The 14,185-nt window shown below is 58.8% G+C and carries 16 protein-coding genes; 13 read left to right on the top strand and 3 right to left on the bottom strand.

What is annotated here, in order from left to right:
• The first annotated feature begins 23 nt into the window (after window positions 1-23).
• From mdcC to B3F77_RS11655, 9 genes are all read left to right on the top strand, one after another.
• Complete coding sequence (gene mdcC / locus B3F77_RS11615) at window positions 24-341, top strand: malonate decarboxylase acyl carrier protein (RefSeq protein WP_293605103.1); 318 nt, start codon at window positions 24-26, stop codon at window positions 339-341.
• The gene (locus B3F77_RS11620) at window positions 338-1,240 is read left to right on the top strand and encodes a biotin-independent malonate decarboxylase subunit beta (RefSeq protein ID WP_293605104.1); all 903 of its coding nucleotides are present in this window, start codon (window positions 338-340) and stop codon (window positions 1,238-1,240) included. The genes mdcC and B3F77_RS11620 overlap by 4 nt, the downstream gene beginning before the upstream one ends.
• 11 nt (window positions 1,241-1,251) lie before the next feature.
• On the top strand, window positions 1,252-1,950 hold the full coding sequence (locus B3F77_RS11625; RefSeq protein ID WP_293605105.1) for a biotin-independent malonate decarboxylase subunit gamma: 699 nt from the start codon (window positions 1,252-1,254) through the stop codon (window positions 1,948-1,950).
• A 20-nt stretch (window positions 1,951-1,970) separates the two neighbouring features.
• Complete coding sequence (gene mdcG / locus B3F77_RS11630; RefSeq protein ID WP_293605106.1) at window positions 1,971-2,663, top strand: malonate decarboxylase holo-[acyl-carrier-protein] synthase; 693 nt, start codon at window positions 1,971-1,973, stop codon at window positions 2,661-2,663.
• On the top strand, window positions 2,660-3,547 hold the full coding sequence (mdcB, locus tag B3F77_RS11635) for a triphosphoribosyl-dephospho-CoA synthase MdcB (RefSeq protein WP_293605107.1): 888 nt from the start codon (window positions 2,660-2,662) through the stop codon (window positions 3,545-3,547). The genes mdcG and mdcB overlap by 4 nt, the downstream gene beginning before the upstream one ends.
• Window positions 3,544-4,461 carry an acyltransferase domain-containing protein gene (locus B3F77_RS11640; RefSeq protein WP_293605108.1) on the top strand — a complete coding sequence of 306 codons (918 nt, stop codon included), beginning with the start codon at window positions 3,544-3,546 and terminating at the stop codon, window positions 4,459-4,461. The genes mdcB and B3F77_RS11640 overlap by 4 nt, the downstream gene beginning before the upstream one ends.
• Before the next feature lie 169 nt (window positions 4,462-4,630).
• A complete protein-coding gene (locus tag B3F77_RS11645; protein ID WP_293605109.1) occupies window positions 4,631-4,858 on the top strand; it encodes a hypothetical protein in 228 nt (75 codons plus the stop codon).
• Complete coding sequence (locus B3F77_RS11650) at window positions 4,855-5,661, top strand: enoyl-CoA hydratase/isomerase family protein (RefSeq protein WP_293605110.1); 807 nt, start codon at window positions 4,855-4,857, stop codon at window positions 5,659-5,661. Before B3F77_RS11645 ends, B3F77_RS11650 begins: the two co-directional genes overlap by 4 nt.
• A 42-nt stretch (window positions 5,662-5,703) precedes the next feature.
• Entirely contained in the window at window positions 5,704-7,224 is a 1,521-nt protein-coding gene (locus B3F77_RS11655; RefSeq protein WP_293605111.1) for a malonate--CoA ligase, read from the top strand.
• Window positions 7,225-7,290: 66 nt separating this feature from the next.
• Here B3F77_RS11655 and B3F77_RS20990 read toward each other — a convergent pair whose 3' ends face one another.
• Together B3F77_RS20990 and B3F77_RS11665 are read right to left on the bottom strand one after the other, a co-directional pair.
• Entirely contained in the window at window positions 7,291-7,548 is a 258-nt protein-coding gene (locus tag B3F77_RS20990; protein ID WP_414703003.1) for a universal stress protein, read from the bottom strand.
• On the bottom strand, window positions 7,545-8,474 hold the full coding sequence (locus tag B3F77_RS11665) for a DMT family transporter (protein ID WP_293605112.1): 930 nt from the start codon (window positions 8,472-8,474) through the stop codon (window positions 7,545-7,547). Before B3F77_RS11665 ends, B3F77_RS20990 begins: the two co-directional genes overlap by 4 nt.
• Before the next feature lie 467 nt (window positions 8,475-8,941).
• Here B3F77_RS11665 and aceA point away from each other — a divergent pair, with 467 nt between their 5' ends.
• A complete protein-coding gene (gene aceA, locus B3F77_RS11670) occupies window positions 8,942-10,261 on the top strand; it encodes an isocitrate lyase (RefSeq protein ID WP_293605113.1) in 1,320 nt (439 codons plus the stop codon).
• A 67-nt stretch (window positions 10,262-10,328) separates the two neighbouring features.
• Here the strand turns inward: aceA and B3F77_RS11675 are convergent, their stop codons facing one another.
• On the bottom strand, window positions 10,329-10,688 hold the full coding sequence (locus B3F77_RS11675) for a hypothetical protein (RefSeq protein ID WP_293605114.1): 360 nt from the start codon (window positions 10,686-10,688) through the stop codon (window positions 10,329-10,331).
• A gap of 378 nt (window positions 10,689-11,066) precedes the next feature.
• On the opposite strand from B3F77_RS11675, the gene thrS reads away from it, so the two are divergent.
• The 3 genes from thrS (at window position 11,067) to rpmI (ending at window position 14,115) form a co-directional block, all read left to right on the top strand.
• Window positions 11,067-12,974, top strand: coding sequence for a threonine--tRNA ligase (gene thrS / locus B3F77_RS11680; protein ID WP_293605115.1), 1,908 nt, complete (start codon window positions 11,067-11,069; stop codon window positions 12,972-12,974).
• 87 nt (window positions 12,975-13,061) lie between these two features.
• Window positions 13,062-13,670, top strand: coding sequence for a translation initiation factor IF-3 (gene infC, locus B3F77_RS11685; protein ID WP_293605120.1), 609 nt, complete (start codon window positions 13,062-13,064; stop codon window positions 13,668-13,670).
• A 241-nt stretch (window positions 13,671-13,911) separates the two neighbouring features.
• Window positions 13,912-14,115 (top strand): 50S ribosomal protein L35, encoded by a 204-nt coding sequence (gene rpmI / locus B3F77_RS11690; RefSeq protein ID WP_293605116.1) that lies wholly within the window; start codon window positions 13,912-13,914, stop codon window positions 14,113-14,115.
• Window positions 14,116-14,185: the final 70 nt, after the last annotated feature.

Below are 14,185 nucleotides of genomic sequence, written 5' to 3' on the forward strand. Positions count from 1 at the left end.
TTCAGAAAACCGCAGAGGTCCCCATGAGCATTCCCACAAGGATTGAAGTCCTCACATTTGAATTTCCCGGTACAAAGCCCGCGGGCAAATTTTCCCCGGTGCTGGTTGGCGTCGTCGGCTCCGGAAATCTGGAAGTGATGCTTGAGCCTGCAACGTCAATGCAATGCGTTTTTCATGTGGAAACCTCTGCCCGTGGCTTCAGAACCATTTGGGAGGCCGTGGTGCGGAATTTTCATGAACAGCACAAACTCTCAGGCGTCGTCGTCTCCATCAACGACATGGGGGCTACACCGGCCGTTGTCAGTCTGCGGCTTAACCAGGCCGTATCGGAGTTGACATGACCGTAGCGCCCACTATCAGCTATCTGGAATGTTCGGCGCGCGAGCGTCTGGCCTACCTGCTTGATGCTGGCAGCTTCCAGGAATGGCTGGGTCCGGCGCAGCGGCTGACCAGCCCGCACTTGGCACAGCTTGGCGTCCCTTCCGCTTTTGATGACGGCGTTGTCATCGGACGCGGTGCGATTGGCGGGCAGCCGGTTATGGTGGCGGCCCAGGAAGGCGCCTTCATGGGAGGCGGCGTTGGCGAAGTGCATGGGGCCAAACTGACCGGCCTGCTGCGGCGCGCCCAGCGCGACAGGCCCGCCGCAGTACTGTTGTTGGCCGAGTCGGGCGGGGTGCGTTTGCATGAAGCCAATGCCGGCCTCATTGCCGTGTCGGAAGTGATGCGCGCGTTGCTGGACACGCGGGCGGCAGGCATCCCAGTAATTGTACTGATTGGCGGCGCTAACGGATGCTTTGGCGGCATGGGCATTGTCGCTCGTTGTGCCGACCACATTGTGATGAGTGACGTGGGGCGCATGGCGATGTCCGGTCCTGAAGTCATCGAGGCATCGCATGGCGTGGAAGAGTTCGATTCGCGCGATCGCGCACTCGTGTGGCGCACCACGGGCGGCAAGCATCGCTATTTGACGGGCGACTGTGATCAGTTGGTGGAAGACGATGTGCAGGCTTTTCGTTCCGCTGCATTGAACGCACTGCCGGCGATCCGGCCGTTGACCCTTGACGCTTTGGAAGAAGAGCATACCCTGCTGGTGCGGCGCTTACAAGATGCCGGCGAGGGTGCCGACGCCATTGCGCTATGGGCGCGGCTGGGTATCTCGCAGGCTGCGCAGGTACCAGATATGGATGTAGACACAGTGCGATCCTTGCGCCATCCGTCAGCAGCCTTGGTTGCTCACTGAGGAGAACATTGATGGAATGGAATACCCTGGCCCAGAAACTATTCGGCGCGTCTGCCGGCATTGTCGCCGAGGATGATTTTTTACATGGAACGGTGCAATTTGACGGGAACCCTCTGACGGTCATTGGCACAACGCACCATGCGCCGATTGGTGTGGCGTTAGCGCTGGCCCAGGCGCGGGCGGTGCTCGACACCATGGCCCGGTATCCAGGGCGGGCTATCCTGCTGCTGATCGATACCCAGGGGCAGCAACTGCGTCGGCGGGATGAGTTGCTCGGCATCAACCGTGCCATGGCGCATCTGGGCTGCTGTATCGATCTGGCACGTCGCCGTGGTCACCGCGTGATCGGACTGGTGTACGACCAGGCGCTGTCGGGTGGCTTCATTACCTCAGGTTTGATTGCGGATGCATGCTACGCACTGCCGGAAGCAGAGATTCGCGTCATGCGGATTCCTGCTATGGCTCGCGTCACCAAGCTCTCCGAAGAACACCTGACCCAGCTGTCTCAAGCTAACCCAGTGTTTGCGCCCGGCGTGCAGAACTACGTGGCTATGGGGGGGGTGCGGGGCCTTTGGCAGGGTGACCTGCAGTCCTCCTTGCGTGACGCACTGGCCACCACGCCGACACAAGACGTGCGTGCACAAGACGGCGCTGCGCGCGGCGGCCGAAAACTGGCCGAATTCGTGATGCAGCAGGTGCTCTCCGCCTGAGTCATCTGGAGATTAGGGACATGGCAGCGCAGCGACGACATCAACTGGTGCGGCTCAGCAATGCAGGATGGGCCAGCGTGCTCTCGATGACATGGGATGAGCAGGCTCGCGAGTGTCTGGTCTATTGGGCAACGCATCATTTCCCTTTGGTAGTGACAAGGCAGGGCGCGGAGCTGCCAGAGGACATGCTTGCGCTTGGCTTGCCTGCCCCGCAGCGCTGGGAGCGGCGCAGGCTATGCGTGCAAGCGGCGCAATGGAATGTACTGTCCTTTGATGAATTTGCGCCAGCGCTTGCTGTTTACGGATTGCTGCCGCAGCCGGTGCGTCCCATGTGGCGCCAGCTGTGCGGTGAGCTAGCGAAGCTGCACGTGACAGCGCTTGTCTACGGCAGCTACGGCTGGCAATACATCACGGGACTGGAATACCTACGTGACCAATCGGACCTGGATCTTTACCTCTTCGTGGACAGTCCCGATATAGCCGATGCGGTGTGCGAACTTCTCCACCATGCGACGATGACCCATCCCCGGCTGGATGGAGAAGTCGCTTTTTATGATGGGTCCGCAGTGGCCTGGCGCGAGTGGCGGCAATGGCGAACAGGCCGGGTCGGTAGCGTGCTGGTCAAGCGGCTCAATGGTGTTGCCCTTGAGCGGGGAAAATCCTGGCTTCGGCAGCCACCAGGCGAACACATCGGCACCATGGCCGTGGCATGAGTGCGCCAAACTTGGCCTGCGTTGCCAGCAATCGCCCGGTTCGGCCTGCAGTGGCCGACGCAGCGCTACTGCGCATCGGCCGCGCAGCCACGGCCGCACTCTATGATGAGCTTGCTCTGGATCCAAAACCGGGTCTGGTCTCCTTTGTAGACGCAGGCAGCCATCACGACATGGATGCCCGCACCTTTATGCGCAGCCTGTTTTCCCTGCGCCACTACTTCCCATGTATTGCCGCACTGGGCGCTCAAGCCGCCTCCTTTTTCTTGCTGGAGCAGGCGGGCTTGGCGGCCGAAACCCGTATGCTGAAGGCGACGCAAGGCGTCAACACCCACCGTGGCGCCATCTTCAGCCTCGGTCTGTTGTGTGCCAGTTCCGGCTGGCTGCTCGCGAATGAAAAACCCTTGAGCCCTGGTGCGATACAGGAGAGATTGCTTTCTCAGTGGGGTGACGCGCTGGTACAACGCTGTGGTCACGGGTCGATTTCCAACGGCCAAAGTGCGGCGCGGCTTTTCGGCCTACGCAGCGCGGGAGAAGAAGCCTCTCTCGGTTTTCCTGTTCTTTTCAACACGGCGGTGCCGGTGCTGCGCGCGTCATTGAGGCAAGGTCTGGACGTCCGATCCGCCCGGATCGAGGCACTGTTTCACATCATCGCCCACCTGGATGACACCAACCTCGCTCACCGGGGCGGTCTTGCGGGACTGCGCTATGCGCAGCAGGCTGCCCGTGATTTTCTTGGTGCTGGAGGAGCTGCCCGGGCTGATGGCATGGCCCATGCCCAGTCTATTCATCAGGCCTTCGTGGCGCGCCATTTGTCACCGGGTGGCGCCGCCGACATACTGGCGGCTGCCTGCTGGGTCATGAAGGTCTGCAAAGGCTTCCCATGAGTCTGGCGCTGCTCTTCCCGGGACAGGGAATCCAGCATCCGGCGATGCTGCCCTGGATTGATGGCGGATCGCAAGCAGGCAATCCGCTGTCTTTGCTGGAGAGAGAACTGGGAAGCGACTGGCGAGCTCGTTTGGATGATCCTGCGTGGGCCACGCAGAACACGGTTGCTCAGTATTTGTTGACAGGGCTATGCCTTGCGGCTTGGCAACAGCTTGCTTCCCGGTTGCCCGTTCCAGTGGCGATCGCAGGCTACAGCGTTGGGGAGTTGGCCGCCTTCTGTGCCGCAGGGGTGTTCGAAGCGGGCGAGGCCATGCGCCTGGCTCGATGTCGTGCCATTGAAATGGACCTCAGTGTCGCAGGGCTGGACACAGGCCTGCTGTCCGTCAGCGGCCTCAGGCCGCATGACATTAGCGAAATATGTACACAATACGGCCTGGCAGTGGCCATCAGGATTAATGATGAGAGCGTGGTTTTGGGTGGCCCCTGCGCCGCGCTGACCGCTGCGGAGCAGGCCGCTGTTCGCTCGGGTGCTCATTGCTCAAGATTGCAGGTTCGACTGGCTTCCCATACGCCCTGGATGGCATCCGCAGCACAGGCCTTCGCTCGGACCATTGAACCGATGCTGTTCAAGGCGCCACGTGTGCACCTTGTGGCGAATCTCACCGGCGGCAGCGTGCGCGAAGTCTGCCAACTTAAACAGGCGTTGTCAGGTCAGATTGCCAGCACTGTGCAGTGGGACCGCTGCATGGAGACGCTGGCGGAGCGCAGGGTGCGCTGTGTGCTGGAGGTCGGCCCAGGGCAAAGCCTGTCCAGAATGTGGAATGCCCGATACCCTGATGTCCCGGCCCGTTCGGTAGATGACTTTCAAAGCGGGGATGCCGTGGTGGCCTGGGTGTCCCGAATGTTGGATTGAGGCCCGTGATACGGTTGACGAAAAGCACTGCCCCGAGCTGGCATGACACCCTGAGCGGGCGCTGAAACGCCGGCCACTTTTTGGAACAGGGCAAAATCTCCACCTTTAGCGGCATCACAGATATATATCTTCATGTTTTCTTTTCGAGTCAGCGAGGGCAGGAGCAAACATGACATTCAGCCTTGAAGTAAAGCGCTCCCGGCGCGTTGTGTTGCGTGCTGTGGCGGTCGGCATGGTGGCGTTGTCCCTCGGCAGCCACGTCCATTCGGGCTGGCCAACCAAACTGGTGACAGTGGTGGCCGAATTTCCCGAGGGGACTGAACTGGCCTGGGGCGGCCCTGCGCTGCGTGCTGTTGCCCCGACGCTCCGCGCTGTTTGGCCGATGAGTGTCCTATGAGCGGCACCGTTTCGCTGGAGAACTCGGGCTCGGTGGCGTGGGTGACTCTCTCTCATCCGGGCAAGTTCAACGCCATGTCACGATTGATGTGGCGTGAGTTGCGCGCCGTGTTTCAGCACGTCCAACAGAGTCGTGAGGTGACTTGTGTGGTGGTGTGCGGCCACCGGTTGAAAGGCAGCCCTGAAGGCACCGGCCACTTTTGCGCGGGGGGTGATATTTCTGAATACGCGGGTTTCCGCTTCAATGAAACCAGCCTGCGCGACTTTCATGAAAACGACGTGTGGGGCGGTTTGCAGGCCATGCTCGACTGCGACGTGCCCATTCTTGCCCAGATTGAGGGTAACTGTATGGGGGCCGGCGTGGAAATTGCCAGTTGCTGCGACATCCGGATTGCCAGCGACACCGCCCGCTTTGGCGCGCCGATTGCCAAGCTCGGCTTTCCCATGGCGCCGCGCGAGGCGGCGCTGGTCATGCGCGCCGTGGGCGAGCTGACCGCACGCGAGATGCTGCTGTCGGCGGCCGTGCTGGATGCGGCCGAGATGAAGCAGCGCGGTTTCCTGACCAAACTGGTGCCAGCGGGTGAGATTAGCGCTGCGGCGCTGGCGTTTACCCGCCATATCAGCCAACTTGCGCCGCTGGCCGCACGCCTGAATAAACAGACATTTAGGGCTCTATCGCCCGTCCTGAATTCGCAGGCAGCTACTGATTTAATAGCAAATTCATACGACTATGCGGCCTCTGCCGAGCACCGTGAGGGCGTGACAGCTTTCATTGAAAAACGCCCGCCGCAGTTTGTTCACTGAACATAGAGCTTGAAGTTCCAATTTCCTGACAGTCTGATTCCTATGAAAAACCACAACCTGTTTGCAACGCTGCGTGCTGCCTTTCCCGCCTCGCTGGATGAGGTAGCTATTGAAACCGACAACAGCCTGAATTATTCATGGCGTGATCTGGATCGCGCCACGGCCATGATGGCCAACCTTCTCCAGTCGCTCGGGCTTCCGGCCGGATCCCGGATCGCGGTGCAGGTTGAAAAATCGGTAGAGGCCATGGTGCTTTACCTGGCGACCTTGCGCGCAGGCTATGTATTTTTGCCCCTGAACACCGCCTACCAGAGCGCTGAAATCGAGTACTTCATCGGCAACGCAGAGCCGGCGGTTGTGGTGTGCAGCAGCAAAAACTTTGGCTGGGTCAGCAAGATCGCCTTTAAGGCGGGCACGCAGAACGTGTTCACGCTGGACGACGATCGCAGCGGCTCCTTGCTGGATCGCGCCGCGCACTGCAGCGATCAGCACGCGGTGGCCGTCATGCAAGAGGACGACCTGGCCGCGATTTTGTACACCAGCGGCACCACCGGCCGCAGCAAGGGCGCCATGCTGTCGCACGGCAATATGCTGAGCAATGCGCTGGTACTCAAGGACTACTGGGGTTGGAAGAAGGGCGATGTGCTGATTCACGCCTTGCCCATCTTTCACGTACACGGCCTGTTTGTGGCCATACACGGCGCGCTGATCAACGGCAGCAAGATGATCTGGCTGTCTAAATTTGACCCCAAGCTGGTGGTGAAAAAGCTTCCCGAAGCCACCGTGTTCATGGGGGTTCCTACGCTCTATGTGCGCCTGCTTGCCGAGCCGGGACTGAACCGAGAAGCCTGTCGCAACATACGCCTCTTCATCGCGGGGTCGGCCCCCTTGCTGATTGAAACCTTCAACGAATGGCAGCAGCGCACCGGCCACACCATTCTGGAGCGTTACGGCATGTCCGAGACCGCCATGCTCACCTCCAACCCTTACCAGGGCGGCGAAAGGCAGGGCGGCACCGTGGGTTTTGCGCTGCCGGGCGTGAGCCTGCGCGTGCAGGGTGATGATGGCCAGCTTTTGGCCGCTGGCGAGATTGGCGGTATTCAGGTCAAGGGGCCGAATGTCTTCAAGGGCTATTGGCGCATGCCCGAAAAAACCGCAGAGGAATTTACGGCGGACGGTTATTTCAAAACTGGCGATGTGGGGAAGATTGACGAGCGTGGCTACATCACCATTGTGGGGCGCAGCAAGGACCTGATCATCAGTGGTGGCTACAACGTCTACCCGGCCGAGATTGAAGGCTATATCAACGACATGCCAGGCGTGGCTGAAAGCGCGCTGGTAGGTGTGCCCCACCCGGACTTTGGCGAAGTGGGCGTGGCTGTCGTCATCCCTAAACCGGGTGTCACGCTGGATGCTGGCCAGATGGTGGCCGCGCTCAAGTCCAAGCTGGCCAATTTCAAGATTCCCAAGCAGTGCTTTGTGGTCAGCGAGCTGCCGCGCAACACCATGGGCAAGGTGCAAAAGAACGTACTGCGCGAGCAGCACAAGCGCCTGTTCATCTGAAAAGACGCCTATTTGCTATTGATTCAGGAGCTGATTTCTCCTATGCAGTATGGGCTACAGGCCGTTTTACATTAAAACCAGAACCGGAAGGTGCGAGTGCGTCAGGACATGCTGCGTTGCGCTGCCCAGCAGCAGACGCTTGAGCCCGCGGCGGCCATGTGAGGCCATCACGATCAGGTCGCACTTGTGTCCCGACTTCATGTCGATGCGCCTTTTCTTGCCGGACCTGTCTTTGCCGCAGAGGGCTGCCTCTTGGATCCTTGTTCGATATGGCGGACCGCAGCGAAGTGACGACCGAGCATGGCGCGGTCTGGCTGCTGCTATTCGGGCTTTTCTAGCCCACGTTGTGGCAAGGTAGCCAGCACCACGCCGGTTAACGCGATGGCGAACGCGCCGACCTGAGTGCCGTTGAGTGTTTCGCCTAGTGCGATGACGCCCACCGCCGCCGCGCTGACAGGCAGCAGGACGGTGAACACACCGGCCTGATTGGCGGGGATGGTTTTAAGCCCGGTCATCCAGAGCCAGACGGTCCACACGCTGGCGGCCAGTGAATAAAACAGCAGCAGCAACCAGGCCGACGGCGCCACATGAGCAAAGTCAAACCCCCAGGCCATCCACAGGCCCAGCGGCGTGATCAATGCAAATCCCCAAAGATTGATGAGCGCCGTGATGCGCTTCGGGCTGAGCACGCCCGTGAGTTTTTTCCCGATCACGGCATAGGACGCCTCGCACAGCACTGCGACCAGCAGCAGCAGATTGCCCAGCCATGAGGTTTTTGATACAAAATTTGCCGTTAGCCCAGTATCCACGGGCATAAGCAGCTCATTTTTTGATAGCGACACCAGGCCAATGCCGATGACTCCGCAGGCGACAGCGCCCCAGACCCGCGGGTTGACGCGTTCCCGCAGGAAAAGCCAGCTCATCACCGCCACTGCGGCCGGAATGGACGCCATGATGACGCCGGCGGCCACCGCGCTGGTCATGCTCATGCCAAATAGCATGCAGATCGTAAACAGGAAATTGCCCAGAAACGACTCGAGAAACAGCAGGCGCCGTGTCTGACCGCTCATGGGGATCTCGAGGGCGGGCTTTTTGAGCCAATGCATCATGCTCAAGCCGCCTATGCCGAAGCGCAGCCAGGCCAGCAGGAAGACCGGCAAGGCCGCGACCAGAGGTTTGGAAAGCGCCACGTAGCTGCCCACTAAAGACATGCTGAGCGCGAGGCAGGCATACGCCACAATGCGGTTCATTAAATTCTGGATCCCTGTTGCAAACGGCCCTGCGGCCGGTCGGGTTGAGTGGCCAGGTTGGTCGATGTAACGGTCAGGCGCCAGCCTGAAATCATGCCTTACTTTGAACAAGGATTTGAACCCTGCACCCCCGGGTGGGTGAGTCGGGACAGAGTGCAGGGTTGTTCTCTCCTGTTGATCGCCCGCTGGAATCCCCGATTATTGGTATTGCGATGTTGATTACACATTGGATTTCATAATCCAATAAATTGATGTCGCAATATGAAAATTAAAAATGGTGCAGTGCAAAAAATTTCTCAATATAAGAAATTAAATTTCATATAGCAATATTTTAATGAAATGTAATTGATTTCATTGAGATTAATTTTCATCTTATATAAGACATAAGAGCGTAAAAATATCTTGTAGAAGACTTAGAGTTAACCCATCAAGTTAATCCACTTTCTATTCAACCTCCGGAGCAAACCATGCCACAAACCTTCACCGAACAATTGAGCCGCGACCAACAAATCTCTACACTTGAAAAAGACTGGGCGACCAATCCGCGCTGGAAAGGCATCAAGCGCGGCTACAGCGCCGCCGATGTGGTCCGCCTGCGTGGCTCTTTCCCGATTGAACACACCCTGGCGCGCCGTGGTGCCGAGAAGCTGTGGAACATTCTGCACAGCGAGCCCTATGTCAACTGCCTGGGGGCGCTCACGGGTGGTCAGGCCATGCAGCAGGTCAAGGCCGGGGTGAAAGCCATCTACCTCTCGGGCTGGCAAGTCGCTGCCGACAACAACAACTACGGCTCCATGTACCCGGACCAGTCGCTGTACCCGGTGGACTCGGTGCCCAAGGTTGTGGAGACCATCAACAACACATTCCGCCGTGCCGACGAGATCCAGCATTCCAAGGGCATCGACGCGGGTGACAAGGGCTACATCGACTACTTCGCGCCCATCGTGGCCGATGCCGAAGCCGGCTTTGGCGGCGTGCTCAACGCGTTCGAACTGATGAAGGCCATGATCAAGGCTGGTGCCGGCGGCGTGCACTGGGAAGACCAGCTCGCCTCCGTCAAGAAGTGCGGCCACATGGGCGGCAAGGTGCTGCTGCCCACCCGCGAGTCCTGCCAGAAGCTGATCGCCGCCCGCATGGCGGCCGACGTGTGCGGCGTGCCCACGCTGGTGATTGCCCGCACCGACGCGGAAGCCGCCGACCTGCTGACCTCGGATTACGACGAGATCGACAAGCCCTTCCTCACCGGCGAGCGCACGGCCGAAGGTTTCTACAAGACCCGCAAGGGACTGGACCAAGCCGTGGCGCGCGCCAATGCCTACGCCCAGTATGCCGATCTGGTGTGGTGCGAAACCGGCACGCCTGATCTGGACTTCGCCAAGAAGTTCGCCGACGCGGTGCACAAGGTTCACCCCGGCAAGATGCTGGCCTACAACTGCTCGCCCTCGTTCAACTGGAAGAAAAACCTGGACGACGCCACTATTGCCAAGTTCCAGCGCGAACTCGGCGCCATGGGTTACAAGTACCAGTTCATCACGCTCGCCGGCATCCACTCCATGTGGTACAACATGTACGATCTGTCGGAGGACTACGTCCAGCGCGGCATGACGGCCTATGTAGAGAAAGTGCAAGAGCCTGAATTCGCGGCACGCGACCGTGGCTACACCTTTGTGTCGCATCAGCAGGAAGTTGGCACCGGCTACTTCGACGAAGTCACCACCGTGATCCAGGGCGGCAAGTCCAATGTGACCGCGCTGACCGGTTCGACCGAAGAAGAGCAGTTCCACTGATCTGGAGCGTCGAGCTGCTCACAAAAAAGCCCCGGGGCGTTGCTCCCGGGCTTTTTTTTATCGGCTCTTAATGTACCCAGCCGCCACCGCGCAGATGCCAGTTGCCGCGCTGGCCCTGGACCCAATGATGAGGTTCCCAGCGATAGCCGGGGCGTGGGCGCTCGTATCGGCCGGGGACCCACTGGTGTCGCCCCTGTGACCAACCCCAATACCCGCTGATCCAGAGCGCGCCCAGGAAAGGTGCTACGGGCATGACTTCCACGTACGGTGCGGGGGGTGCTACGCCAACCATGATTTCAGGTTCACCCGGGGCTGGCTGGGCGTAAACCAACTGACGTTGCGGGTACGGAGCGACCACGCATGCCGACAGCGCCATCGTGGTGGCCGCGCATACGGCGGCGATGCGAAAAACGGAGCTTGAATTCATCATGTATCTCCTGAGGTTGATCATTCCAAAACGGCTGATCGTTATGCTTACCAACGCTTGCTGATCGTTCGGAGCCGACACGGCCCAGCTTCGGAGCGCTTCTTTACCGTATTGTTACACCCTGATGCAGTGACGGCCTGTCCTGAGGCGGGCAGTTAGAATCCACCAATCAAGTTTAGTCACATCAACAGCCATTGCAAGAGCGAGAAAGGCACATGGTCATGACACCGCGAACTACACCGATGAGGTTTTTTACGCCCTGAAGGTCGCTAGTGCGCCGCGCGCCTTCGGCGCCAAGTACCCATCAACTCAATTCCAAAGCACGGCAGCCGCGCTTTGTTCCTTGCCCCCCCCTTCTTTCGCCATTTGCCATTTGCCATGATCCAGATTACGCTTCCCGACGGTTCCCAACGCGAATTTCCCCATCCGCTGACTGTGGCCGATGTGGCCGCATCCATTGGCGCCGGTTTGGCCAAGGCGGCTCTGGGCGGCAAGGTCGATGGCAAGGTGGTCGACACCAGCTACCTCATCAACAAGGACAGTGCGGTGTCCATCGTCACTGCCAGGGATGCCGATGGCCTGGAGCTGATTCGCCATTCCACCGCCCATTTGCTGGCCTACGCGGTCAAGGAGTTGTTTCCAGAGGCGCAAGTCACCATCGGGCCGGTGATCGAAAACGGCTTTTTCTACGACTTTTCCTACAAACGACCCTTCACTCCGGAAGACCTGGTCACCATTGAAAAGCGCATGACCGAACTCGCCGCAAAAGACGAGCCGATCACGCGCCGCGTCTTGCCACGCGATGAAGCAGTGGCGTATTTCAAGGGAATTGGCGAGCATTACAAGGCTGAAATCATTGCCAGCATTCCTGCCAATGAAGACGTGTCGCTGTACCGCGAAGGCGCGTTTGAAGACCTGTGCCGTGGGCCCCACGTGCCCAGCACGGGCAAACTGAAATTCTTCAAGCTCATGAAGGTGGCCGGCGCTTATTGGCGGGGCGACCACCGCAACGAGATGCTGCAACGTATCTATGGCACCGTGTGGGCCACCAAAGATGAGTTGCAGCAGCACCTGACGATGCTTGAGGAGGCTGAAAAGCGCGACCACCGCAAGCTGGGCAAGGAGCTGGACCTGTTCCATATCGATGACCACGCGCCTGGCCTCGTGTTCTGGCATCCCAAGGGCTGGACGGTCTGGCAGGGCGTTGAGCAGTACATGCGCAAGGTATACCAGGGCAACGGCTACCAGGAGGTCAAGGGACCGCAGATCATCGACAAGACGCTGTGGGAAAAGACCGGGCACTGGGACAAATACCGCGAGAACATGTTCACGACCGAAAGCGAAAAACGTGAATACGCGCTCAAGCCGATGAACTGCCCCGGGCACATCCTGATTTTCAAGCAGGGCATCAAGAGCTACCGCGACTTGCCGCTGCGCTACGGTGAATTCGGCCAGTGCCACCGCAACGAGCCTTCAGGCAGCCTGCACGGCATCATGCGCGTGCGCGGCTTCACGCAGGACGACGGCCACATCTTCTGTACCGAGGAACAGATACTGGAAGAATGCAGCAACTACACGACCTTGCTGCAGAAGGTCTACAAGGATTTTGGCTTCAACAACATCATCTATAAGGTGGCCACCCGCCCGGAAAAGCGCATTGGCGCCGATGAAGGCTGGGACAAGGCCGAACACGCGTTGATGGAAAGCCTGCGCGCCTCGGGTTGCGAATTCGAAATCTCCGCGGGTGAAGGCGCGTTTTACGGCCCCAAGATCGAGTACACACTCAAAGATGCCATTGGTCGGCAGTGGCAGTGCGGCACCATGCAGGTCGATTTTTCGATGCCGGAGCGCCTGGATGCTGAGTATGTGGGCGAAGACGGCGCCCGCCACCGCCCCGTAATGCTGCACCGGGCGATTGTGGGCAGCCTTGAGCGATTTATCGGTATCTTGATCGAGGAACACGCTGGTGCGCTGCCGACTTGGCTGGCTCCCGAGCAGGTTTCCGTGCTCAATATCACCGATTCCCAGGCTGATTACGCCCGGGAAGTTGCCAAAATGCTGCAAAATCAAGGGCTTAGGGTCAACTTGGACCTGCGCAACGAGAAAATTACGTATAAAATACGCGAGCACTCGCTGCAAAAGCTGCCTTACATCCTTGTCGTGGGCGACAAAGAGAAAGCCGCTGGAGCGGTTTCAGTGCGCGCCCGGGGCAACAAAGACCTTGGAGTAATGTCCCTTGAAGCGTTTGCCGAGAAGATCGCTTCCGACATTGCACAAAAAGCCTGATTTTTGACAAATTTGTTGATGAATTCGGCCTCTCGTCATTGTGAGACGGGCGCAAGCAGCTATAGCTTTTATAGCAAATATTGAAGGATTAGCACCATCGCTACTGAATTTCGTGACCGTCGTCACCGCGAAGAACGCAAGCACCGCTTGAACCGTGAAATCATGGCCCCTGAAGTACGTCTGACTGGGCCAGACAACGAGCCTTTGGGTGTTGTCAGCATCATGGAGGCGCTGCGCTTAGCGGGTGAGGCAGATGTAGACCTCGTTGAAATCTCCCCCACGGCGGTGCCGCCAGTGTGCAGACTCATGGACTACGGCAAGTTCAAGTATGCCGAGCAGAAGAAGGCAGCGGAAGCGAAGTCCAAGCAAAAAGTGATTGAGGTCAAGGAAATCAAGTTCCGGCCCGGCACTGACGAGGGCGACTACAACATCAAAATGCGCAACATCAAGCGTTTTTTGGAAGATGGGGACAAGTGCAAGATTACCTTGCGTTTTCGTGGTCGCGAAATCACCCACCAGGAACTGGGCTTGGCCCTTCTGGCGCGTATTCGTGATGAGTTGGCAGATTTGATATTGGTGGAGCAGTTTCCCAAACTTGAGGGTAGGCAGATGGTCATGATGATCGCGCCGGGCCGCAAGAAAGTTGGAGCCAAGCCGGTGGCAGAAGCTGCACCGGTGCCGTCCGCCGCAGCCTGAGGGCCGGGCTAATTTTTTTAACAAGGCTTGCTGGTTGAATTACCAGCGGGCTATTGAAGGGGGTGCCTGACGGCATTCCGGTGGAGGCAGGCGACAAGCTAGCCTCCCGAAGGTGACGGTGGTAAATGCCGTCACGACAAGTGGCAGGCTTTAAAACTTGCCACTAACAAGTGGCTCGGGGCTGTCAAGTCTGCGGAAGGTTCGCAGCGCCTCACGAGCACAAATGAAAAGGAGCATTGATATGCCCAAAATGAAGACCAAGAGCGGCGCTAAAAAGCGTTTCCGCGTTCGTCCTGGTGGCACCGTTAAGCGCGGTCAAGCCTTCAAGCGTCACATCCTGACCAAGAAGACCACCAAAAATAAACGTCATCTGCGTGGTTCAGTGGCTGTTCATGAGACCGATATGGGTCGCATGGCACAGATGCTGCCGGGCCGTGGCATTTAATTAACGACGAACAAGGAGTACATACATGCCTCGCGTCAAACGTGGTGTAACGGCTCCCCCCCCCCCCCCC

Origin of the sequence: Polaromonas sp. UBA4122 (genome assembly GCA_002381615.1) — a bacterium.
Taxonomy (GTDB): Bacteria; Pseudomonadota; Gammaproteobacteria; order Burkholderiales; family Burkholderiaceae_C; genus Polaromonas.